18 protein-coding genes and 2 pseudogenes are annotated in these 22,085 nt (G+C 68.4%); 12 read left to right on the plus strand and 8 right to left on the minus strand.

The features are described 5' to 3' along the window. A pseudogene (locus tag A5787_RS27420) lies at positions 1-75 on the minus strand (cytochrome P450); the annotation flags it as partial. Between A5787_RS27420 and A5787_RS18200 the strand changes: the two are divergent. Further along, a pseudogene (locus tag A5787_RS18200) lies at positions 74-505 on the plus strand (cytochrome P450); the annotation flags it as partial. The pseudogenes A5787_RS27420 and A5787_RS18200 overlap by 2 nt on opposite strands. A 20-nt stretch (positions 506-525) precedes the next feature. On the opposite strand, the gene A5787_RS28630 reads toward A5787_RS18200, so the two are convergent. Beyond that, positions 526-1,596 carry a GGDEF domain-containing protein gene (locus A5787_RS28630; RefSeq protein WP_066969482.1) on the minus strand — a complete coding sequence of 357 codons (1,071 nt, stop codon included), beginning with the start codon at positions 1,594-1,596 and terminating at the stop codon, positions 526-528. Positions 1,597-1,674: 78 nt separating this feature from the next. Here A5787_RS28630 and A5787_RS18210 point away from each other — a divergent pair, with 78 nt between their 5' ends. Then, a complete protein-coding gene (locus A5787_RS18210; protein ID WP_066969483.1) occupies positions 1,675-2,274 on the plus strand; it encodes a bifunctional 2-polyprenyl-6-hydroxyphenol methylase/3-demethylubiquinol 3-O-methyltransferase UbiG in 600 nt (199 codons plus the stop codon). 34 nt (positions 2,275-2,308) lie between these two features. Here A5787_RS18210 and A5787_RS18215 read toward each other — a convergent pair whose 3' ends face one another. From A5787_RS18215 to lysX, 5 genes are all read right to left on the minus strand, one after another. Next, positions 2,309-4,192, minus strand: a complete 1,884-nt coding sequence (locus tag A5787_RS18215) for a bifunctional diguanylate cyclase/phosphodiesterase (protein ID WP_066969485.1) — start codon at positions 4,190-4,192, stop codon at positions 2,309-2,311. 67 nt (positions 4,193-4,259) lie between these two features. Beyond that, positions 4,260-6,386 (minus strand): Rv1355c family protein, encoded by a 2,127-nt coding sequence (locus A5787_RS18220; RefSeq protein WP_066969487.1) that lies wholly within the window; start codon positions 6,384-6,386, stop codon positions 4,260-4,262. A gap of 108 nt (positions 6,387-6,494) precedes the next feature. Further along, positions 6,495-7,160, minus strand: a complete 666-nt coding sequence (locus A5787_RS18225; RefSeq protein ID WP_066969514.1) for a TetR/AcrR family transcriptional regulator — start codon at positions 7,158-7,160, stop codon at positions 6,495-6,497. 146 nt (positions 7,161-7,306) lie between these two features. Continuing rightward, complete coding sequence (locus A5787_RS18230; protein WP_197507243.1) at positions 7,307-8,794, minus strand: alpha/beta hydrolase family protein; 1,488 nt, start codon at positions 8,792-8,794, stop codon at positions 7,307-7,309. A 76-nt stretch (positions 8,795-8,870) separates the two neighbouring features. Beyond that, complete coding sequence (gene lysX, locus A5787_RS18235) at positions 8,871-12,212, minus strand: bifunctional lysylphosphatidylglycerol synthetase/lysine--tRNA ligase LysX (RefSeq protein ID WP_082977300.1); 3,342 nt, start codon at positions 12,210-12,212, stop codon at positions 8,871-8,873. Between the two features lie 446 nt (positions 12,213-12,658). Here lysX and infC point away from each other — a divergent pair, with 446 nt between their 5' ends. From infC to A5787_RS18255, 4 genes are read left to right on the plus strand one after another with little or no spacing between them, the layout of a single operon-like run. Then, positions 12,659-13,264, plus strand: a complete 606-nt coding sequence (gene infC, locus A5787_RS18240) for a translation initiation factor IF-3 (RefSeq protein ID WP_082977301.1) — start codon at positions 12,659-12,661, stop codon at positions 13,262-13,264. A gap of 51 nt (positions 13,265-13,315) precedes the next feature. Then, a complete protein-coding gene (gene rpmI / locus A5787_RS18245) occupies positions 13,316-13,510 on the plus strand; it encodes a 50S ribosomal protein L35 (RefSeq protein WP_066911302.1) in 195 nt (64 codons plus the stop codon). A 58-nt stretch (positions 13,511-13,568) separates the two neighbouring features. Then, positions 13,569-13,964, plus strand: a complete 396-nt coding sequence (gene rplT, locus A5787_RS18250) for a 50S ribosomal protein L20 (RefSeq protein ID WP_066969491.1) — start codon at positions 13,569-13,571, stop codon at positions 13,962-13,964. Positions 13,965-13,973: 9 nt separating this feature from the next. Further along, complete coding sequence (locus A5787_RS18255) at positions 13,974-14,768, plus strand: RNA methyltransferase (RefSeq protein ID WP_066969493.1); 795 nt, start codon at positions 13,974-13,976, stop codon at positions 14,766-14,768. On the opposite strand, the gene A5787_RS18260 is transcribed toward A5787_RS18255, so the two are convergent. Continuing rightward, complete coding sequence (locus A5787_RS18260; RefSeq protein ID WP_066969494.1) at positions 14,755-15,804, minus strand: oxygenase MpaB family protein; 1,050 nt, start codon at positions 15,802-15,804, stop codon at positions 14,755-14,757. The two genes, A5787_RS18255 and A5787_RS18260, sit on opposite strands and share 14 nt — an antisense overlap. Before the next feature lie 281 nt (positions 15,805-16,085). Here A5787_RS18260 and A5787_RS26850 point away from each other — a divergent pair, with 281 nt between their 5' ends. From A5787_RS26850 to pheT, 6 genes are all read left to right on the plus strand, one after another. Further along, entirely contained in the window at positions 16,086-16,328 is a 243-nt protein-coding gene (locus A5787_RS26850; protein ID WP_231994037.1) for a PE family protein, read from the plus strand. Then, a complete protein-coding gene (locus A5787_RS18265) occupies positions 16,276-16,581 on the plus strand; it encodes a hypothetical protein (RefSeq protein ID WP_066969496.1) in 306 nt (101 codons plus the stop codon). The genes A5787_RS26850 and A5787_RS18265 overlap by 53 nt, the downstream gene beginning before the upstream one ends. Before the next feature lie 61 nt (positions 16,582-16,642). Further along, complete coding sequence (locus A5787_RS18270) at positions 16,643-17,542, plus strand: adenylate/guanylate cyclase domain-containing protein (protein WP_066969498.1); 900 nt, start codon at positions 16,643-16,645, stop codon at positions 17,540-17,542. 18 nt (positions 17,543-17,560) lie between these two features. Continuing rightward, a complete protein-coding gene (locus A5787_RS18275) occupies positions 17,561-18,379 on the plus strand; it encodes a rhomboid-like protein (RefSeq protein WP_066969520.1) in 819 nt (272 codons plus the stop codon). 126 nt (positions 18,380-18,505) lie between these two features. Further along, positions 18,506-19,549 (plus strand): phenylalanine--tRNA ligase subunit alpha, encoded by a 1,044-nt coding sequence (gene pheS, locus A5787_RS18280; RefSeq protein WP_066969500.1) that lies wholly within the window; start codon positions 18,506-18,508, stop codon positions 19,547-19,549. Further along, entirely contained in the window at positions 19,549-22,035 is a 2,487-nt protein-coding gene (gene pheT, locus A5787_RS18285) for a phenylalanine--tRNA ligase subunit beta (protein ID WP_066969502.1), read from the plus strand. The genes pheS and pheT overlap by 1 nt, the downstream gene beginning before the upstream one ends. Positions 22,036-22,085: the final 50 nt, after the last annotated feature.

Genomic DNA, 22,085 nt, shown 5'->3' on the forward strand with positions numbered 1-22,085 from the left:
CTCCAGCATCGCGAAGTGATCTCCGATGCAGGAGCGCGGCCCGCCGCCGAACGGAACGTATTGCCAACGGTCGCGGCTTGATTTCACGGTCCGGGTCCTGCAGGAGGCGCTGAGGTTGTGCCCGCCGGGGCCGACCGGAACCCGGATGGCGACGCGCGATGTCGAAGTCGCCGGCTACCGCGTCAAGGCCGGCACCATGCTGGCGTTCGGAAGGATGGCGGTCCAGACCGATCCGACCCTGTGGGACGATCCGCTGCGCTTCGACCCGGACCGATTCAGCCCAGAGCGCGATCAAGGCCGCGACCGTTGGCAATACGTTCCGTTCGGCGGCGGGCCGCGCTCCTGCATCGGAGATCACTTCGCGATGCTGGAGGCCACACTTGCGTTGGCGACCATCGTTCGCCGAGTCGAAATCGAGTCCAAGTCGGCTGATTTCCCGCTGGCCGTGCCGTTCACCATGGTGGCGGCCGCCCCGATCATCGCCAAGGTACGGTTGCGTCACTGACCCGGCGCCACCCGCCGGCGCTAGGCCCGTACGCCGTGGTGCGCCTGGTTTCCGCCGCGACGTTTGGCGGCATACATCGCGGTGTCGGCGATGATGATCAGCTCGTCGACGAGCCACGCAACGTCGCCTCCGGTGAGTAGGCGCAGTTCGGCGCTGGCGGTGCCGATGCTGGCCGTTATCTCGGGGGACAGCTCGGTGAGTGCGCTGCAAAACTCGGTGGCCAACGGTGCCACGTCGGGGGTCGCCGCGGTCAGCGCGACCAGGAATTCCTCCCCTCCGGCGCGGCAGATGACCGCGTCGGAGGGGGTGCGTTCGCGCAGCAGGTCGGCCACTTCCCGCAGGGCGCGGTCACCGGCCGAATGACCGTGGGTGTCGTTGATGCGTTTGAAGTTGTCGAGGTCGACCATCACCACCACCAGGTGGCTGTGCTGCGGCGGTGGATTCGTCAAGCGGCTGCTGACCGCGTCGGTGAACGCCCGGCGGTTCAGCAGACCCGTAAGGGAATCCTCTTGGGAGCGAAGAGCATACGTTCCCATGGCCCGCGAGATACCCCAAATTCCAAGGGGCAGCCATAGATTGAGGAAGGTGTTCAGCCAGAACGCGGAGGCCGCGCTGGCCACGTTTGCCTCTTCGGTCAGCCGCACCACCGCGACGGTGGTGACCACGACGGCGACAAAGCCGTTGAACACCAGCAGCCTGGGGCCGTGGAATAGCGCGATGTAGCTGCCGGTGATGGCCATGGCGGTACATGCCAGGGCGGCGAGGGCCGCGGTGGGTTGCGCGAGGCTCCACCCGCCGACGCACAACGCGCCGATAGTTACGCCGATTTGCGACTGCCGGCGCGTCGGCCAGCGCGCCAGCCACAACGCGGTCACGGCGGCGGTGAACGTGGCGGCGAGGACGCCGGTGATCACTTCGACGGCGCTCGGGTGGTGTTGGCTCGGCAGCACGGTCAGCGGCACCAACGCCGACGAACCAGCGATGACCGCCATGATCGTTCGCGCCGGACGCAGCATCCCGCGCTGGCGCAGGAACGTCGTGGTCCAGTCGTACTGGTCGGTTTGGTTCCACCATGTCCTCAGCCGTGACATCGGTCAGCGAACCTTTCTTCGCGGCCGCACCAGCGGTCGCGGCGCGCGCCCGCGAGCGGGGGTGCCATGATTGCGGCTATGGCATCTCGACACACGCGATTTCGGTTGTTCTATCGCATCGGTTTCACGCCGTGGGAAGGGCATGCGATCGGAGAGGGTCTGCGAGATCTGATCGAGGGAACTTCCGGCACACCCGCGCTGCCCACGGGCTCGGTGTTGGACGTCGGATGCGGAACCGGGGATTGCGCCATCTACCTTGCCCAACACGGGTGGAAGGTCACCGGGGTCGACTACGTCGAGAAGCCGCTCGAGAAGGCGCGCGCCAAGGCCCGCGCCGCCGGCGCTTCGGTCAACTTTGCCCGCGCCGACGTCACGCAGTTGAGTCAGGAGGGGATCGGTACCGGCTTTGACTTGATCGTCGACAACGGCTGCATCCACAACATGAGTGGCGCCGACCGTGAGGCGTACGTCCGCGAAGTCAGCGCCGTGGCGGCACCCGACGCGCGGCTGTACATCGTCGCGTTCCCTCCCGGCGGGAGGTTCGGCGTGCCGGGCATCGATCACGCCGAAATGGAACGACGATTCACCCCCGGCTGGACGCTGTTGTCCACGGGCGACGAGCGGGAACTCGACGACAAGACCCCGACGTACTACTACCTGTTTCAACGCCGCGCTTGAACGCCGGTCGCTGTCGGCGCCGCTTCCCGCGGGTCTAGACAACGTCCTTTCTCCCCGGTCCTTCGGACTGCGGCGCGACACTGGCGTCGGTGAACTCCATCGGTATGACACGCCTGGCGAGCAGCGACTCCATCGCCGCGCTGTCGAGCGGGCGGGACAGCAGAAAGCCTTGCGCGCGAAAGCAACCCAGGGAGAGCAGCGTTTTGGCGGCCGCCACTGTTTCGACGCCTTCGGCCACGACCTCGAGCCCGAAGGCGTCGGCCAGTGCCAGTGTCGAGCGCACGATGGCCAAATCACCGGGGTTGGTGTCGAGATGGTGGACGAACCCCTTGTCGATCTTGAGCGCATCGACCGGAAGAGACTTCAGATACGTCAGCACACTGTAGCCGGTGCCGAAGTCGTCGATGGCGATCTGCACTCCGATGTCCTTCAATCCGAACAGCGTCTTGCGGGTCGCGTCGATGTCTTGTACCACGACGCTTTCGGTGATCTCGAGGCATACCGTGCTGGGATCGAGGCTGAACTCCTCGAGGGTCGTCGCGACGGTGTCGACAATGCCTTCCGTGACGAGCTGCACGGGCGACACGTTGATACGCAGCACGGCACCGTGCCCGACGCCGCGTGATTGCCAGAGCCCGAACTGCGCACACGCCGAACGGATTACCAGCCGGCCGAGTTTCGCACCCAGGTTGATCGATTCCACGACCTGGATGAACGAATCGGGCATCAACAGTCCCAGAGTGGGGTGTTGCCAACGGATGAGCGCCTCCGTGCCGAGGATCTCACCGGTGCGCATGTCGAACTCAGGGAGGTAGTGCAGCACCAGGGCGTCGCTATCGCTGTCGATAATCCCTTCCAGGTACAGCTCGATGTCGTTGCGGATCATGTCCGTTCGGGACATCTCCGGGCTGAAGATCGCGACCTTGTTGCCACCGGAGCTCTTGGCCGTCCGGGTGGCCTGATCGACCCGCCGCAACAGATCGGACGTGCTTTCCGACCCCCGTATACCGGCCGCGACGCCGATACTCACCGTGCGACTGAGCATCTCGCCGTCGATCACGACCTGCCGCTGGACACGGGAGTGTATCAATTGCGCGAACGCCTCGGCGGCTTCGACGTCCATGGATGCGGCCGGCACGACGACGAACTCGTCACCGCCGAAGCGGGCGATCACCGAGGGAACCTCGGTGGCCGCCCGCAGCAGCGCGGCGAAAGCCACGATGAACCGGTCGCCCGCGTTCTGCCCGAGGCGCTCATTGATCACCTTGAACCGATCCAGCGCAAGGAACACCACCGAGACGGCGCCCGGCCGCCCTGCGGCCAGCCGCTTGTCGAGGTATGCGATGAGTGCCCGGCGGTTCAGCAGGCCGGTGAGGTCGTCGTGTTCGGCGAGGTAGTGGAGCTGCTCCTCGGCGACGATGCGGGCCTGCAGCTGAGCGAACAGCGCGGCCACCGCCTGCAACGCATTGAGCTCTTCTGGTAGCCATTCGCGGTCGCCGACCTTGCCGAAGGCCAGGGTGCCGGTCGTCACGTCTCCGGACAGCAGCGGGACGGCCGCAAGGGAGACCGCACCCCACCCGGTGCCTTCGTCGATATTGCTCTGATAGTCGGCGTTTGCGGCCTCGGGGCGCACCACTTCCGGCACCTTGAGGTTTTCGGCCCTGGTGAAGACCGAGTCGGCGTCGGCGAAATACACCACACCGATCGGGTCCGGGTCGGCGTTGCGCGGCGGCCACTCCGCGACGAGCACCGTGGCGCGGATCGTGTGGTCGTTGTGGCGCAGGAAGCTGAAGTCGACGCCCAGGTCGCTCACCAGGTTGCCGAGCACTCGTTGACTGATCGCGGCAGCGTCCGCCGCACTGGCCGCCATCAACTCGGCGGCAGCAGCGGTGACCAGGTGGTCCAATGCGCCCGACATTGCCCTTACCGTAGCCGTAACTGGCGCGCGTGGCCGGTATTAGCTAGCGCGTCTAGCAATGATTGGCTCAACTCAGCACCCGCGCCCTATCGAGGCTGCGCCGGCTCGGGACCGATGCCGGCGGCCCGACCGTGAACCGTAGTACCAGCACGATGGATTCTTCGGAAGGTATGTCAACCAGACCTCGGAACTCACCCTGCGACTGCGTTAGCTGATCGGCGAACTGGGACGATAGCTGGTCGAAGTCGGCACGGTTGTGGGCGTAGAGGAAGACCGGCGAGACCGGCTGCACGGCAAGCCCGTGCTGCTGGGCGATGATCCAGACCAGCTCGACGGCCGAGCCTCCCGTGGCGTAGTCGCGCAGCTCCCGTCCCGGCACGCTGATAACGGCCAGAGCTGAACTGGCCAGTATCCGGTCGCGGGTTTCCTCACCGAGCGCGCTGCCCGCGTCCCATCGGGCCAGGAGCGCCATGACGTCCGGGCGGCGCAGGATCTCGAGCAGTTCCAGATCGCCGGCATCCAGTTCGAGGCTCCGCACCTCGATGCCGGTGTCGGGGTCGGCGTCGCCGGGCCAGCGCAATTCGGAAACCATCTCGCGATGCAGGTGCGGCGTCAGGTAGCGGGTGCGGTCGGATGCGGCGAGAATCGTTGCCGCATGCGCGATGTCGTCCCTGTCGGTGATCAGACAGAGCCGCGCACCTTCCCGTTGTGCGGCTGCGGTGAGCGCCTCGCTGGTGGCGGCGTCGATCGGCTCGGGGTTTCCGTGGTGGCGGTTGGTCGAGCGTTCGAGCATCGGTTGATAGAGGTCGGCGAGCGTCGGGTCGGCGCCGTCGGCCAATGTCAGCGTGGCGCGCAATGGCGTTCCGTCGACGTGATCGGTCAGCGCGGTGGGCCCCAGGACGTGCTGCGCCGACGCGGCGATCCTGGCGTTCAGGAGTGCGGCGCCGACCGCGACGGCGCTGCCGCGAAATCCGACGTCCATGGTCGAAGTGTGTTGGGCGGCAACGTCGATGGTGATGCTGGTCGGTCCGGCCTGAACGTACCAGGGCTGAACGTTTCCGCCCGAAGGGGCGCGGATCGCGGCGGCGGCGATGATTCCGGGTATCCCGGGTAGCTCCGCCGCCTCGTGATTTGCTGCCGGCGCCGGGCGGTGCCGGGCCATGTCGGGCTCGTCGAGTTGATCGAGCGCCCAGGCGATATCGATGCGTGTGCGGCCCGAGCGCAGTTGTTCGCCGAGCCCGATCCTGCGCACACCCTCCGCCAACGCCGATGCGCCCAGCACCACATCGGAGGCCAGCTGGGGCCAGGTCGACACGGTGCGGTCGATCTCTACCAACGAAGCGGCGGCCCGGGGGGAAAGTCGTTCGGCCTCAAGGTGTCTCAGGATATGCGGGACCTTTTCGCGGCTGCTCATGCCGGGCAGCAACCCGATGTCGAGGTCGCCGAGCAGACCGTGCAGAATCGGGCGCTGCGGCTCCTGATCGAAGCGCTCGACATCCACGAGTCCTCGGTCGCTCGTCGCCATCAGCACCGGGATGCGGCGGGCGCGGGCGCCTTCGCGCAGAACGGCCTTCATGTCGAGCGAATCGCACTCTTCGATCACGATGTCGAGCCCGTCCACGAACGCGTCGACGGTGTCGAACGTCAGGCCGGCGTCAACGACCTCGACCGGTAGGTAAGGATCGAGCTCGGCGATTCTGCGGGCGGCCACACACGCTTTGTTGACGCCGATGTCGAACACGCTGGCGGGCACCCGATTCAGGTTCGACAATTCGAGGTGATCGAAGTCGGCCAGGCGCAGGCCGCCGCACAATCCCTGGGCGGCCAGCGTGTGCGCGATCACGTGGCCGACGCTGAGGCCGGCCACTCCGATGCGCAGCCGGCCGAGCTGTTCCTGTTCGGGTGGGGTGATGTTGTTGCGGTTGCGGTCCAGGCGCACCGAGCGGTACCCGCGCGGACCGAGCACCGCCACGACCGCGCGCCGCCAGGGGTAGTACGCCCAGCGGACGCGTTCGGCGAGAAGCTCGGCGTCCGGGGGCGGCCGAAGGTTGCGCAGATTGGCCAGCTGTGTGTCGCGGTGGTCGATGGACTCCACGGTGGCGTCCGCTCTGAGCCGCTGCAACACCGAACTGTCGCCGGGGTCGTCGGGATCGAGAATCTGCGCGGTGTAGGCGGTTTCCTCGGACGCGTCCATGGTGGTTCGTGTATAGCACCTGGCCGGTGGTCCGGCGGCTCAGTTGTTGCGCTCAGACGAAAAATGTGACGCGGGCAATATGCCGTCGCCGGATGGGCTTACCAAGCCTTACCAAGCAACGATGTCTCCGTCCGGGCGTTTGGTTTCCTCGAGGAATAGGCCGTGCCGGAGAAGGCTGGTGACCGAGGCGTTCCAGCGCCGCAGCTCCGGCTCGCTGAAGAACGCGTTGCCCAAGTAGAGCTCGATGTAGGGATGCAGAATGATGGCCCCGACGCGCAGGATAACAACGTTGATCGCCGCCCAATCCGGGTCGAGGTCTGGCTGTGTATTGCCCTGCGCCACGAAGTGTTCGCGCTGGGCCGCACTGATACCCAGCAGACCCTCGAAGATGACCGACCCAAATGCGCCGCCCTCGGCGAGCACGCGCCCGAGATAGGCCATGACGTCCGGACGTTCCACCATCAATGCCGTCAGCCGGCGCCCGGCTTCGTTGAGCCCGTCGGAGGGCGCCTCGGGCAGCGTTCTGGGTCGCAGTGCCTCACCGACCACTTGCAGCACGTACTGATCGACGGCGGCGGTCAGCGCGGCCTTGGTGCGGAAGTGGTGCTGCACCAGCCCAATCGAAACCTCCGCGGTCTCGGCGACCCTGCGCAGTGGCGTGGCAGCGATACCGCGAACACCAAAGCAGTTTAGCGCGGCGTCACGAATCCGCTCCTTGGCCGACGGCTCGGGCGGCTCGGGAGGCTCGTACGGAAACAGCCGGGTGGTCCCCACGGCCGGACAATACACCCACATCGCGTCCCAATATGTGGGTATCGGATTACCGTATTCGCGTATCGCTCCCGGCATTTGGGTTGCGGCTGAGCAGGCGTCGGAAGGTCACCTTCTTCGATGAGCACCTCGAGTAACGACGGCGGCGGCTACTTGCTGGCGGTGCTGGCTCGCTGGGCCGGGACCACCACCTGGCTGGGCGGCGCGGACGGGGCCGACAAAGTGGGCAGCGGGGTCCGCGCGACCCCCGGGGTGCCGAGCCTGCCGGCCAGCCACGGCAGCGCGGCCGCGAAAGCCCGGTCCGCAAACGGCCAGTCGTGCTTGCCAGGCTGGGGAAGGACGGCGCAGTCGATGCCGTTGGCGCGGCCGAGCGCGCACAGCGAATAGGCGGCCGTCGTCTGGTTGCTCGGGTTGGCCGCGGCGTAACGACTGACGACACGCATTGCGGCGGCGTCGGTTACCGACGGGTCACGCCGCGGTGCCGGCGGGCCGTCCGACGAGATGGCGAACCAGCCGGCCACCTCGCGGTACGGGCCGTGCCGGTTGATCACGGTGGTCGGGTCGAATGTCGCCCAGGCCTCCGCGTTGCCGCCGAACAGCCTGGCGATGGTCTGGGCCTTGGTGCCCGCGTTGGGGTAGAAGTCGCCGGCGACGTCGACGAACGCGCTGAACATCTCGGGGTGCATGACGGTCAGATCCACCGCGCAGGTCCCGCCCATCGACCAGCCGGCAACGCCCCAGTTGGACCGGTCGGGGCTGACGCCGAACTTCGAAATCAGGTATGGGACAACGTCCTTGGTGAGGTGGTCGGCCGCGTTGCCGCGAACGCCGTTGACGCATTCGGTGTCGTTGTTGAAGGCGCCCCCGGAGTCGACGAACACCAACACCGGCGCCTTGCCGGCGTGCGCGGCCGCGAAGTCGTCGATGGTCTTGACGGCGTTGCCCGCCCGCGTCCAGTCCGCGGGCGTGTTGAACTGCCCGCCGATCATCATCACCGTCGGCAGCGCCGGTGGCGGGCTGCTGGTGAACCATTCGGGCGGCAGGTACACCAGTTCACCGCGGTGCTTGAAATGCGATGCCTCCGAAGGGATCACCACCGGCACCACGCTGCCGTGCGGGGGCCGGGCCCGCTTGGCGACCATCGCCGTGACGGTGGCCGGGTCGGTCTGATCGGGCAACGGCCCGGACGTGAGCTGGTTCCACGCCGCCTGCACGGTCGGGAAGTAGCCCACCCACAGGTTGAGCGTCAGCGCCGCGCACAGCAAACACAGCGGCACCGCGAGCATGGTCGCGCCACGGCGCCAGGGCGGCGCGCTGCGCCAGCCCAGCACCAACATCGCCGCGGCGAGCCCGGTCAACGCGATCCACACCCACAGCCCCGGCGGCGCGGGTTCGTCGGACAGGCCGCCATCGACGATGTACCAGTGCGTCACATAGGCTGCGGCGCCGCCGAGCAGGCCGGCCAGCGGCAGCCAGATGGTCCGCCAGCGCCGCGACCGCCAGCCGACGGCCGCCGTCAGCACGACCGCGGCACCGACCTGGACCGTCGCCGGCACCCAGCCGTGCATCAGGGAGGTGTGACTACTCGCCAGCAACTGCGCCGTGGGGAGGGGCGTCAGGGCGGTCACGTGACTCATTGTGATCGATCGTTAACCGCCCCGGAACATAATCGCCGAATGTCCGCCGCGCCGCCGAAGGGAGTTCAGGGCTCGTTCAGTGCGGCTTGGCCAGCGGAAACGGCAGGGTCTCGCGGATGCTGCGGCCGGTTATGAGCATGACGAGCCGATCGATGCCCATGCCCATCCCGCCGGTGGGCGGCATGGCGTACTCCATGGCTTGCAGGAAGTCTTCGTCGAGCTCCATTGCTTCGGGGTCCCCGCCGGCGGCCAACAGCGACTGCTCCTGCAGGCGCCGTCGCTGCTCCACCGGATCGGTCAGCTCGCTGTAGGCGGTTCCCAGCTCGACGCCCCACGCCACCAGGTCCCACCGCTCGGCGACGCCGGGCTGGCTGCGGTGCGGCCGGGTCAACGGCGACACGGAGGTGGGGAAGTCGATGTAGAAAGTGGGCTGCTCGGTCTTGTCCTCCACCAGGTGCTCGTACAGTTCGAGCACGACCGCGCCGGAGTCCCAGTGCGCGCGATACGGAATGTGGACGGCGTCGGACAGCTTGCGCAGCGCCGCCAGCGAGGTCTCGGTGTCGACCCGCTCGCCGAGGGCTTCCGACACCGCGTCGTACACGGTCTTCACCGGCCAGCTGCCGGAGATGTCGACCGGTTCGAGGCGCCCGTCGGTGCCGTCACCGCCGCTGCGCGGCCGCAGCACCGTCTGCTCTCCGTTGGCGGCCTGGGCCGCGTTCTGGATGAGCTCCCGGCAGCCGTCGATCCACGTCTTGTAGTCGGCGTGGGCCTGGTAGGCCTCCAGCAGGGTGAACTCCGGATTGTGGCTGAAGTCGACGCCTTCGTTGCGGAAGGCTCGGCCCAGTTCGAACACGCGCTCCACGCCGCCGACGCACAGCCGCTTCAGGTACAGCTCCGGCGCGATGCGCAAGAACAGGTCCATGTCGTAGGTGTTGATGTGGGTGACGAAGGGCCGGGCGGTGGCGCCACCGTGGATCTGCTGCAGGATGGGCGTCTCGACCTCGATGAAACCCTTGGCGAACAGCGTTTCCCGCACGGAGCGCAACACGTTGCTGCGGGCCTTGATCAGATCGCGCGTTTCCGGGTTGACCGCCAGGTCGACGTAGCGGGTCCGCACCCGCGCCTCGGGGTCGGTCAGGCCCTTCCACTTATTCGGCAACGGCCGCAAGCACTTACCGATCATCCGCCAGTCGCGCACGATCAGCGAGCGGGTCCCGTTCTTGCTGTAGCCCATCTGCCCGGCCATCTCGACCAGGTCGCCGAGATCGATGGCCGCGGTGAAATCGGCGGTGCGGCTCTGCTCCAGGTGCGAATTGTCCAGCAGCACTTGGATTTCGCCCGACCAGTCACGCACCTGGGCGAACAGCACGCCGCCGTAGTCGCGTATCCGCAAGATGCGGCCGGCCACCGACACGCTTTCCTCGTCGTCGGCATCCAGCGCGCGGGCGATCGTGTGGCTGGGCGGGGTTCCCACGGGGTACGCGTCAACACCGTTGCGCTGCAAGATCTTCAGCTTGGCCAGGCGTACCCGCACCTGTTCTGGCAGGCGGGACCTGGACTCCTCCGCCTCGGCGGCACTGGCGCCGCGCCGCAGCCCGCTCACGTCGGGTGCCGACCCATCGTGATGCAACAGCCCGGACTCGGCCAGCCTGGCCGGCACGGCCGGGTGGTGCCCGGTGTGCGTCTTGCGCCGGCTGAACGGGAACGCCAGGAATCCCTCGGCCAGGGCCGAGGCGACGCCGACGCGGGGAATCAGCCGCGCGTCCTCGTAGCAGGCGTAGCGGGGAATCCAATCGGGTTGGTATTTCATGTTGGAGCGGTACAAGGTCTCCAGCTGCCACCACCGCGAGAAGAACAGCAAAAACCCGCGCCACAACCGGGCAACCGGGCCCGCGCCCAACTGGGCGCCCTGCTCGAACGCGGACCGGAACATGGCGAAGTTCAGCGAAATACGAATGATGCCAAGGGTTTCCGCGTTCAGCGCGAGGTCGCTGACCATGAGCTCGATCGTGCCGTTGGGGGATTGCGGGGAACGGCGCATGAGGTCCAGGGACACGCCGGTGCTTCCCCACGGGACCAGCGACAGCATCGCGACCACCCGGCCCTCGCGGTCCAGGGCCTCGACCAGCAGGCAGTCCCCGTCGGCGGGATCGCCCAGCCGGCCCAGCGCCATCGAAAAACCGCGCTCGGTTTGGGTGTCGCGCCAGGCGTCGGCGCGCGAAATCGTGTCGGCCATCTCGTCGGCGGAAATGTCGCGATGCCGCCGGATGCGCACCGTCAGCCCGGCCCTGCGGGCCCGCGTCACCGCCTGGCGCACCCCGCGCATGTCGGGGCCGGACAGCTTGAAATCGGACGGCCGCAGGATCGCCTCGTCGCCCAGCTCCAGCGCGTTGAGGCCGGCCTCCCGATATGCCTGGGCCCCCTGCGAACTGGCGCCCATCACCCCGGGCGCCCAGCCGTAGGTCTGACACAGCCCCAACCACGCGTCGATGGCCTGCGGCCACGCCCTCGGATCGCCCACCGGGTCGCCGCTGGCCAGACAGACACCGACCTCGACGCGGTAGGTGATGGCGGCCCGGCCGCTGTGCGCGAAAACCACCGACTTGTCGCGGCGGGTGGCGAAGTAACCCAGGGAGTCATTCTTGCCGTACAGCTCCAGCAGCCCGCGGATCGCCGACTCGTCCTCCCCGGTGAGCGCGTTGTCGGCGCGCTGGGACTGGAACAACACGATCGTCGCCGCGATCAGTGCGAGCGCGCCGAACAAGCCGAAGACGGCGTTGAGCAGGACGTGCGGCCGGCCGGTGAACGCGTCGGGATCGACGAGGGAGAACCCGACGACCCGGTTGACGACGTACCAGAAGCGGGAGTCCGGCGCCAGGGTGCCGGGGAACATCTCGACCAGGCCCCAGGACGCCAGGATGCCGATCACCCACCCGGCGACCAGCACTGCGGCCGCCTTGAACAGGGCGGCCTTGCGCACCTTGGCCCAGAACTGCCGATAGGACAGCACCAGGAGCACGATCGCGACGATGTGCACCGCAAAACCGAGGTTCTCACCGAAGGATTCGGCCGCGGTGTTGTCCCCGGCGGCGATGTCGGCGGCGTTCAGCGCCGCGGCCAGGACCATGTTGCCGAGCAGCAGCACCCAGGCGACCCGTTTGCGCGCGGTGAGAGCGGCGGCCAGCAAGGCCAGCACGAACGACCACGCGATGCTGGTGTCGGGGAAGTTGAACAGGTAGTCGTTGATGAATTCCCGCGGGACCTTGATCAGCCACCGGATCAGCGGCGACACGCTGGCGACCAGTGACAGGGTCGCGATGACGCCGACTGTCCAGCCCGCCGTCGCCGGTACCCACCGATACCGGGAGTTCGGCTGGCTGCCCGAACGCGGGCCGAAGCGGGACGTAGCTACAGTCACAGACCGCGAGGATATGCCCTCAACCCATGAAAATCCTGGCGAAGCGCCAAGAGCCACGACGGGCAGTTGCCGGCGATGCCGGCGTGTCGTCGCCGGGCCGGGCCTCCGCCCGGCCGCAGACGTGCTGGAAGACGCGCCACGGCTGCTAAACTGTGGGCTGCGACCATCCCGGTGAACGCCGGGGAACAGTTAAGTGGAGTCCCACTCCCACCGCTAGCCGCGAGACAGGCTCCAAGCCGATTTCCAGGCGACACGGTCCGGTCACAGGCATCGTGGATGCTTGTTCCGCGGGTAGCGCGGGCGGCTGGCGAGCCGCGATCGGTCGGCATTGGGCCCTGCTTGTGCAGGGCTTTTTTGCTGGTGGTGTGGGTTTTCACCGCTGCATCTCCGACGGGCGTGGGGACTGGCCGCCACCGGAGAAGTAGAAGCCCAACAAGGGAGGCCCCATCAGCACTGAGACCCGCGTCAACGAGCGCATCCGCGTACCTGAAGTCCGATTGATCGGCCCGGGAGGGGAGCAGGTAGGCATAGTGCGCATCGAAGACGCACTGCGCGTCGCCGCGGACGCCGATCTCGATCTCGTCGAAGTTGCCCCGAACGCCAGACCGCCGGTCTGCAAGATCATGGATTACGGCAAGTTCAAGTACGAGGCGGCGCAAAAGGCGCGCGAATCCCGCCGGAACCAGCAGCAGACCGTCGTCAAAGAACAAAAGCTGCGACCGAAAATCGACGATCACGATTACGAGACCAAGAAGGGCCACGTAATCCGCTTCCTGGAGGCGGGATCGAAGGTCAAGGTCACCATCATGTTTCGTGGACGTGAGCAGTCGAGGCCCGAGTTGGGCTACCGATTGCTGCAGCGGCTGGGCGCGGATGTCGCCGAATACGGATTCGTCGAAACGTCCGCCAAGCAGGATGGCCGCAACATGACGATGGTGCTGGCGCCGCACCGCGGCGCGAAGACCCGCGCCAGGGCGCGGCATCCCGAGGGACCGGAGAGCAGTGCGACGACGGACTCCGACGCGGCGGACACGAGCCCGTCGGCCAACTGACCTGACAGCGCGAGCAAGTACGAGCTGTACGACAACGTAAGTAGAGGAAACATGCCCAAGGCCAAGACCCACAGCGGGGCTTCGAAGCGGTTCCGGCGCACCGGTAGCGGAAAGATCGTGCGCCAGAAGGCGAATCGGCGCCACCTGCTCGAGCACAAGCCCACCAAGCGAACCCGGCGGCTCGACGGCCGCACCGTGGTGGCAGCCAACGACACCAAGCGCGTCAACAAGCTGCTCAACGGCTGACCAGCCGACCCAGACCCTGACGAACCAATCACTGCCTGAACGAGAGTAGGAACATCCAATGGCACGCGTGAAGCGGGCGGTCAACGCCCACAAGAAGAGGCGCAGCGTCCTGAAGGCCTCGAAAGGCTATCGCGGCCAGCGATCCCGGCTCTACCGCAAAGCCAAAGAGCAGCAACTGCATTCGCTGCAGTACGCCTACCGCGACCGCCGGGCGCGCAAGGGCGAGTTCCGCAAGTTGTGGATCTCGCGCATCAACGCGGCCGCGCGCGCCAACGACATCACCTATAACCGGCTGATCCAGGGCCTCAAGGCGGCCGGCGTCGAGGTGGACCGGAAAAACCTCGCGGACATCGCGATCACCGATCCGGCGGCGTTCACCGCGCTGGTCGAGGTCGCCCGGGCGGCCCTGCCCGACGACGTCAACGCCCCCTCGGATTCGGGAGAGGCCGCTTAACCCGCGACCATGCCCGCGGCCCTCACGGAACGCTCGGCCCGGGTGGTCGCGGCGGTCAAATTGCATCGGCACGTCGGTCGCCGGCGGGCCGGACGATTCCTGGCCGAAGGCCCCAACCTGGTCGAGGCCGCGTCCGCTCGCGGGTTGATCCGCGAGGTGTTCGCCACCGAACTCGCCGCACAGCGGCACGCCTCGCTGCTGGACGACCAGGACCAGCCGGTCCATCTGGTCACTGAGCGGGCCGCAAAAGCGCTGTCGGACACCGTCACCCCGACTGGGTTGGTCGCGGTGTGCGACATGCCGGCGACCCGGCTGGAGGACCTGCTGGTCGCGCCGCCGCGGTTGGTCGCGGTGCCCGTCGCGATCGGTGAGCCGGGCAACGCGGGCACGCTGATCCGCATCGCCGACGCGATGGGTGCCGGGGCGGTGATCCTCGGTGGGCAAAGCGTCGACCCTTACAACGGCAAGTGCCTCCGCGCCTCGGCGGGCAGCATCTTCTCCATCCCGGTCGTCGCCGCGCCCGACGTCCCCGCCGCCGTCGCCGCCCTGCGCGCCGCCGGGTTGCGGGTGCTGGCCACCACGATCGACGGGGCGACACGCCTCGACGACGCGGACCTTGGCGCGCCGACGGCCTGGTTGTTCGGCGCCGAGGCACACGGCTTGCCGGCGGAGCTCGGGGCGGCGGCGGACGACCGCGTGTGCATCCCGATGTCCGGCGGCGCCGAGAGCCTGAACGTCGCCGCCGCCGCGGCGATCTGCCTCTACCAGAGCGCACACGCTCTGGGCCTGCTCACGCGGCCCTGACGCGTCCCCGGGCCGGCCGCAGACCGGCCAGCGAGAGCGTGCCGTGCACCAGCGAGCCGGCCCGCTCCATCAGCGCTTTGGCCGGGTCAAGAGGGGATCGAAGAGCGGCGCGGGGCGGGAAGTAGTGCATCGGCATCCCGCGGCGGTCACGCGGCGGACCCATGAACGCCGGAGCCTCGACCAGGGGCGCGTCGCTGGGCAACCGTCCCTCGGCGCGGCGATAGGCCGCCAGCGCGCGCGGGTGCAGCCGGATCTCGTCGGGGACCGCCAGGAATGCCAGCTCGACGGCCTTGCCGAACAGACGCAGCAACGCCTCGTCGCCGGCTGTCCAGTGCATTCCCGCCTTTTCGCGGACCGCGGGCTCGAACAGCCCCGCGGCGATCCAGCGTTGACCGGCCACCAGCGGCTTGAACAACTGGTCCCAGATCGGCGTGGGCATCAGCACGAACTTGGGTTTGGGAATCCGGATCTTGAAGATGTCCAGTGTCGCCTGGTTGATTTCCAGCTCGTCGCGGCAGACCCGGTCCCAGTACTCCTGGAACTCCTCCCACGATCTGGGCACCGGCCGCATGCTCATGCCGTACATCCGGTACCACTGCACGTGCTCGTCGAACAGTTGCCGCTTCTCGACCTCGGTCAGCCCCCCGCAGAAGTAGTCGGCGACCTTGATGATGAGCATGAAGAAGGTGGCGTGCGCCCAGTAGAAGGTTTCGGGGTTCAGCGCGTGATAGCGACGCCCGACGGCGTCGACCCCCTTGATGGTGCGGTGATAGCCCTTGATCTGCTGGCCGGTCTCGGCCGCCCGGTCGCCGTCGTAGACCACGCCCATGATCGGGTACACCGACCGGGCCACGCGCTGCAGGGGCTCGCGCAGCAGGATGGAATGTTCCTCGACCCCGGCACCCAGTTCCGGATACATGTTCTGAATCGCCCCGATCCAGACGCCCATCATTCCGGTGCGGAGATCACCGAAGTACTTCCAGGTGAGCGAGTCGGGTCCCAGCGGATCGGCGGATGTCGTTGCCATGGCAGTCATCTCGGCCTCCTGCGCCTAACTGCGCTCACGATAAGCTCTGACAACACGCGTTGTCTAGAATTTCGGCGGGCGCGTCGGGCGACGTTGTCGAGTCGCAACTATTGCGTGACTGCGGGCGCCTCCGGCGGGGTCGACAAAGTGCAATAAGGCATCTGAGTATGTCTATTTTCAGACGCGTTGTCGGCTGTTGTCCTTTTTTCTCGCCGCTAGTGCGGCGGTCTGCGTCGCCGGTTTTGGCCCCAGGAGGCATGTCAATGTCGTCGCTGAAGGTAAACCCGGAAATGGTATCCGCGGCGGGTGGGAATTTGCAGAACTTGGGCTCCGCGTTGCGCAGCGCGAATGCGGCAGCGGCGAGCCAAACCACGGCGATCGCCGCGCCGGCCGCCGACGAGGTCTCGTCGGCGATTTCGGCGGCGCTCGGCACGCACGCCCAGGAATTCCAAGCCCTCAGCGCCAGGGCGGAGCGACGGCATGGGCGGATCCCTCCTCAGCGGGCTGACCGGAAGCGGCGCCGTGACCTATAACACCCCGTTCGGGTCCGGGGTATTGGCGTCGGCGAACGTCAGCGAGGGCTTCACGGCCGGGGGCGGGTGGTTTGGGCACATCCTCGAAACCTGGCCGCTCGGTGCTTGGGTAACGGTCGACGGAACCGGCACCTTCTTTCCCCTTGGATTCACCAGCTTGGCGTACAACTTCGACGGTTTGGAGATCTCCGTTCCAGGGACCGGCCTGCTGGGCCCCTTCGTCCCCAACGTGACCTGGAACCCCAACCCCTAATCGCGCAGGACAGCCTCGACCGGGGCTGCCCGCGCCCGCCCGCACCGCCTACCCTTGCCACGTGGACGTTGGACAACGGGATTCGGAGTCCGGCGAGTCCGGAGAGGCACTCGCGACGCTGGCGTCCGACGAGGGGAGGCGCTCGCCGGGGCGGTGGCTGCGCACCACGAATCACAGCCAGGGCGTGGTGGCGTTCGTGCGACGCGCGCGACGGCTGCTGCCCGGCGATCCCGAGTTCGGCGACCCGCTGTCGACCGCTGGCGAGGGCGGTCCGCGCGCCGCGGCCCGCGCCGCCGACCGGCTGCTGGGGGACCGCGACGCGGTGTCGCGGGAAGTCAGCCTCGGTGTGCTGCAGGTGTGGCAGGCGCTGACCGAGGCGGTGTCCCGGCGTCCGGCAAACCCCGAGGTGACGCTCGTGTTCACCGACCTGGTGGGCTTTTCGAGCTGGTCGCTGCAGGCGGGCGACGACGCGGCCCTGGTTCTGCTGCGACGGGTGGCGCGGGCGATCGAGCCGCCGCTCCTGGACGCCGGTGGGCACATCGTCAAACGCATGGGCGACGGACTCATGGCCGTGTTCCGCGATCCGACGGTTGCCCTACGGGCGGTGCTGGCCGCCGACGAGGCGCTGAAATCGGTCGAGGTGGCGGGTCACACACCGCGGATGCGGATCGGCATCCACACAGGTCGCCCGCAGCGCATGGCCGCGGACTGGCTCGGTGTGGACGTCAACATCGCCGCGCGGGTTATGGAACGCGCCACCAAAGGTGGAATCATGGTGTCGAGCTCGACGTTGGACCTGATGCCGCAAACCGAGCTGGACGCGTTGGGCGTCGTCGCCAAGCGTGCACGTAGGCCCGTCTTCGCGGGCAAGACCGCTGGCATCCCCTCCGACCTGGGGATATATCGCCTGAAGACTCTTAAGGAGTTAACAGCCTTTGATCACGCTGACGAAACAAATTAGCCCGCATAATGGATGTCAATGATTGGGGGCATCTTCTCCCGGCTCGCCCGGGTCCGGTTCACCGTGGGGTACGTGGCAGCTCTGCTTGCCATCAGCTGCGCCATCCTGGCGCTCGGCCCCCACGCGCATGACGTGCTCGTCCAGCGCGCCAGCACCAACCTGCACAACCTGGCCCACGGCCACGTCGGCACCCTGCTGGGCAGCGCGCTGGTCGTCGACGCCGGGCCGCTGTATTTCTGGTTGCCCTTCCTGACCTGCTTGCTCGCGCTGGCGGAGCTGCACCTGCGCACCATCCGGCTGGTGGTGGCCTTCGTGGTCGGCCACATCGGAGCGACGCTGGTGGTGGCCGCAGCGCTCGCCGCCGCCGTCGAGTTCGGGTGGATGCCGGTGTCGATCACCCGGGCCAGCGACGTCGGGATGAGCTACGGCGCCCTCGCGGTGCTCGGGGCGATGACCGCGGTGATCCCGCAACGCTGGCAGGCCGCCTGGGTCGGCTGGTGGGTGGCCGCCGGCATCGCCTCGGCAATCATCGGCGGCGATTTCACCGATGCGGGTCACACCGTCGCCGTGGTCCTGGGCGTGCTGGTGTCGGCCCGGTTCCAGCAGCCGGTCCACTGGACCCCGCTGCGGGTTTTGATGCTGGCGGCGTCCGCGGGCTTCGGCTTCCTGATGTTGGCGCACCACTGGGGCACCATGGCGGCCGCGCCGGTGTTCGGTGTGCTGGGCGCCCTGGCCGCCCACAAGATCTTTCAATTCGTCACCGGACGCGGCGCCGCGCCGGTTTTGCCGGTGGCGGATGACGCGCTGGCCGCTCCGCAGCCGGTCGTGGCCGGCTAGCCACTCGTCCGGCTGCCCCGCGCGGCACGCCGCCGGTGCCGAGCACCGAATCGCCTATGATCAGCACTTGCGCTGGGCGCATCCAGCCGTTCGGAACAGCCTCGTTAACAAGGAGAGTGCCGCCGCGTGGGCGATCAACCCGCCGACCTGTCGCCGGAAGCCTTGGCCAAGGCGGTCACCGCCGCCCGGCAGGCCATCGCGGCCGCCGGCGATCTTGATGCACTGGCACGGGTCAAGACCGAGCACCTCGGTGACCGCTCGCCGCTGGCCTTAGCGCGGCAGGCGCTGGGCAGCGTTCCCAAGGACGAGCGCGCCGATGCGGGCAAACGCGTCAACATCGCGCGCGGCGAGGTTCACGCCAGCTACGACGAACGGCTGGCGACGCTGCGCGCCGAGCGCGACGCCGCGGTCCTGGTTGCCGAGGGCATCGACGTCACATTGCCGTCGACCCGGCAGCCGCCCGGCGCGCGGCATCCGATCACGATCCTGGCCGAGCACATCGCCGATACCTTCATCGCGATGGGATGGGAGCTGGCCGAGGGGCCCGAGGTCGAAACCGAACAGTTCAACTTCGACGCCCTCAACTTCCCCGCCGATCACCCCGCCCGCAGCGAGCAGGACACCTTCTACATCGCGCCCGAGGACTCCCGCCAGCTGCTGCGCACCCACACCTCGCCGGTGCAGGTGCGCACCCTGCTCGAGCGGGAGCTGCCGGTCTACATCATCTCGATCGGCCGCACGTTCCGCACCGACGAGCTCGATGCCACCCATACCCCCGTGTTTCATCAGGTCGAGGGCCTGGCGGTGGACCGGGGCCTGTCGATGGCGCATCTGCGCGGGACGCTCGACGCGTTCGCGCGCGCCGAGTTCGGTCCCACCGCGCGCACCCGGATCCGTCCGCACTTCTTCCCGTTCACCGAGCCGTCCGCCGAGGTGGACGTGTGGTTTGCCAACAAGAAGGGCGGCGCCGACTGGGTGGAGTGGGGCGGCTGCGGCATGGTGCATCCAAACGTCCTGCGCGCCGCGGGAATTGACCCGAACGTCTACTCGGGCTTCGCGTTCGGCATGGGCCTGGAACGCACGCTGCAGTTCCGCAACGGGATCCCGGACATGCGCGACATCGTCGAGGGCGATATCCGGTTCTCGTTGCCGTTTGGGGTGGGTGCCTGATGCGCGTTCCCTACAGCTGGCTCCGCGAGGTCGTCACGGCCGGCGCACCGGGCTGGGACGCGTCCCCCGGCGACCTCGAGCAGACGCTGGTGCGCATCGGCCACGAGGTCGAAGAGGTCGTCACCCTGGGCCCGGTCGACGGACCGCTGACCGTCGGGCGCGTCACCTCGATCGACGAGCTGACCGAATTCAAGAAGCCGATCCGGGCCTGCCTGGTGGACGTCGGGGAGGATAATCCTCGCGAAATCGTCTGCGGGGCAACTAACTTCGCGCTAGGCGACCTGGTTGTGGTGGCGCTGCCGGGCACCACGCTGCCCGGCGGCTTCGCCATCACCGCCCGCAAGACCTACGGCCGCACCTCGGACGGAATGATCTGCTCGGCGGCCGAACTCGGCTTGGGCGCAGAGCATTCCGGGATCCTGGTGCTGCCGCCCGACACCGCCGCGCCCGGCGCCGAGGCGGCCGGGGTGCTGGGACTGGACGACGTGGTTTTTCACCTGGCCATCACCCCCGACCGCGGCTATGCCATGTCGGTGCGCGGCCTGGCCCGGGAGATCGCGTGTGCCTACGACCTGAACTTCGTCGACCCGGCGGACGTCAAGCCGTTGCCCGTCGAGGGGGATGCGTGGCCGCTGACGGTTGACGCGGAGACGGGCGTGCGCCGCTTCGCGCTGCGCCCGGTCATCGGGATTGACCCGGGCGCCGTGTCGCCGTGGTGGCTGCAGCGGCGGCTGCTGCTGGCCGGCATCCGCGCGACGTCGCCGGCAGTGGATGTCACCAACTACGTGATGCTCGAGCTCGGCCACCCCATGCACGCCCACGACCGCAACCGCATCACCGGGGGCCTCGGCGTGCGGTTCGCGCGGCCCGGTGAAACCGTGGTCACGCTGGACGGCATCGAGCGCCGGCTCGACGCGGCCGACGTTCTCATCGTCGACGACACCGCGACCGCCGCGATCGGCGGCGTGATGGGCGCGGCCACCACCGAGGTGCGCGACGAGTCCACCGCCGTGCTGCTGGAGGCCGCGGTGTGGGACCCGGCCGGGGTGTCGCGCACCCAGCGGAGGCTGCACCTGCCCAGCGAGGCCGCCCGCCGCTACGAGCGCGCGGTGGACCCGGCCATTTCGGTGGCCGCGCTGGACCGCGGTGCGGGGCTGCTCGCCGAGATCGCCGGGGGAGAGATCTCGCCGACGCTGACCGACTGGCGCGGCGATCCGCCGCGCGACGACTGGTCCCTTCCGCCGATCCGGATCGCCGCCGACCTGCCCGACCGGGTCGCCGGGGTGGCTTACCCCCCGGGCACGACGGCCCGGCGTCTGGCGCAGATCGGCGCGGCGGTTGCGGACGGGGACGACACCCTGACCGTGACGCCCCCGAGCTGGCGCCCCGATCTGCTGCAGCCCGCGGACCTCGTCGAGGAGGTCATGCGGCTGGAGGGACTGGAGACCATCCCGTCGGTGTTGCCGGCGGCGCCCGCGGGCCGGGGACTCACGGCACTGCAACGGCGTCGGCGCGCCATCGGCAAGTCGCTGGCCCAGTCCGGATACGTCGAGATCCTGCCGACGCCGTTCTTGCCGGCCGGCGTCTTCGACCTCTGGGGCCTGCCGGCCGACGACCCGCGGCGCGCGGCGACGCACGTGCTCAACCCGCTGGAGGCCGACCGTCCGGCGCTGGCCACCACGCTGCTGCCGGCGCTGCTGGAAGCGTTGGGCCGCAACGTGTCCCGAGGGCTCGTCGACGTCGCCCTGTTCGCCCTGGCGCAGGTCGTTCAGCCCACCGAGCAGACCCGCGCGGTCGAACTCATTCCGGTCCACCGCCGGCCGACCGCGACCGAGATCGCCACGCTGGACGCGTCCCTGCCGCGCCAACCGCAGCACGTCGCCGCGGTGCTGACCGGGCTTCGGGAACCGCGGGGCCCCTGGGGTCCCGGCCGTCGGGCCGAAGCCGCCGACGCGTTCGAGGCGGTGCGAATCGTGGCGCGCGCCAGCGGGATTGACGTTCGTCTGCGCGCGGCCCAACAACTGCCCTGGCATCCGGGCCGGTGCGCCGAGGTGCTGGTGGGGGAGACCTGTGTGGGTCACGCCGGCCAGCTGCATCCGGCGGTCATCGAGAGTTTGGGCCTGCCCAAGGGGACCTGCGCGATGGAGCTGAACCTCGATGCGATTCCCATCGTCGACGCCCTGCCGGCGCCCAGGGTGTCGCCGTTCCCGGCCGTCTTCCAGGACGTCAGCCTCGTGGTGGCCGCGCACGTGCCGGCCCAGGCGGTGGCCGACGCCGTGCGGGAGGGCGCGGGCGAACTGCTGGAGGACCTGCAGTTGTTCGACGTGTTCACCGGTCCCCAGATCGGTGCGGATCGCAAATCGCTGACGTTCGCGTTGCGCTTCCGCGCCCCCGATCGCACGCTCACCGAGGACGACGCCAGCGCGGCGCGCGATGCTGCGGTGCGGCGTGCGGCCGAGGCCGTCGGCGCTGAACTGCGCGGCTGACCGCCCGCCTGCGCCGCGATCTACGACCCCCTGCGCGGGTTTCTACGCCC

Source organism: Mycobacterium sp. 852002-50816_SCH5313054-b, from assembly GCF_001667185.1.
Lineage (GTDB): Bacteria > Actinomycetota > Actinomycetes > Mycobacteriales > Mycobacteriaceae > Mycobacterium.

What these genes read in the sequence shown, in the direction of transcription:
- A5787_RS28630 (WP_066969482.1), bottom strand. Translation starts at nt 1,596, where the DNA reads ATGTCACGGCTGAGGACATGGTGGAACCAAACCGACCAGTACGACTGG.
- A5787_RS18210 (WP_066969483.1), top strand. Translation starts at nt 1,675, where the DNA reads ATGGCATCTCGACACACGCGATTTCGGTTGTTCTATCGCATCGGTTTC.
- A5787_RS18215 (WP_066969485.1), bottom strand. Translation starts at nt 4,192, where the DNA reads ATGTCGGGCGCATTGGACCACCTGGTCACCGCTGCTGCCGCCGAGTTG.
- A5787_RS18220 (WP_066969487.1), bottom strand. Translation starts at nt 6,386, where the DNA reads ATGGACGCGTCCGAGGAAACCGCCTACACCGCGCAGATTCTCGATCCC.
- A5787_RS18230 (WP_197507243.1), bottom strand. Translation starts at nt 8,794, where the DNA reads ATGAGTCACGTGACCGCCCTGACGCCCCTCCCCACGGCGCAGTTGCTG.
- rpmI (WP_066911302.1), top strand. Translation starts at nt 13,316, where the DNA reads ATGCCCAAGGCCAAGACCCACAGCGGGGCTTCGAAGCGGTTCCGGCGC.
- rplT (WP_066969491.1), top strand. Translation starts at nt 13,569, where the DNA reads ATGGCACGCGTGAAGCGGGCGGTCAACGCCCACAAGAAGAGGCGCAGC.
- A5787_RS18255 (WP_066969493.1), top strand. Translation starts at nt 13,974, where the DNA reads ATGCCCGCGGCCCTCACGGAACGCTCGGCCCGGGTGGTCGCGGCGGTC.
- A5787_RS18260 (WP_066969494.1), bottom strand. Translation starts at nt 15,804, where the DNA reads ATGACTGCCATGGCAACGACATCCGCCGATCCGCTGGGACCCGACTCG.
- A5787_RS26850 (WP_231994037.1), top strand. Translation starts at nt 16,086, where the DNA reads ATGGTATCCGCGGCGGGTGGGAATTTGCAGAACTTGGGCTCCGCGTTG.
- A5787_RS18265 (WP_066969496.1), top strand. Translation starts at nt 16,276, where the DNA reads ATGGGCGGATCCCTCCTCAGCGGGCTGACCGGAAGCGGCGCCGTGACC.
- A5787_RS18275 (WP_066969520.1), top strand. Translation starts at nt 17,561, where the DNA reads ATGATTGGGGGCATCTTCTCCCGGCTCGCCCGGGTCCGGTTCACCGTG.
- pheT (WP_066969502.1), top strand. Translation starts at nt 19,549, where the DNA reads ATGCGCGTTCCCTACAGCTGGCTCCGCGAGGTCGTCACGGCCGGCGCA.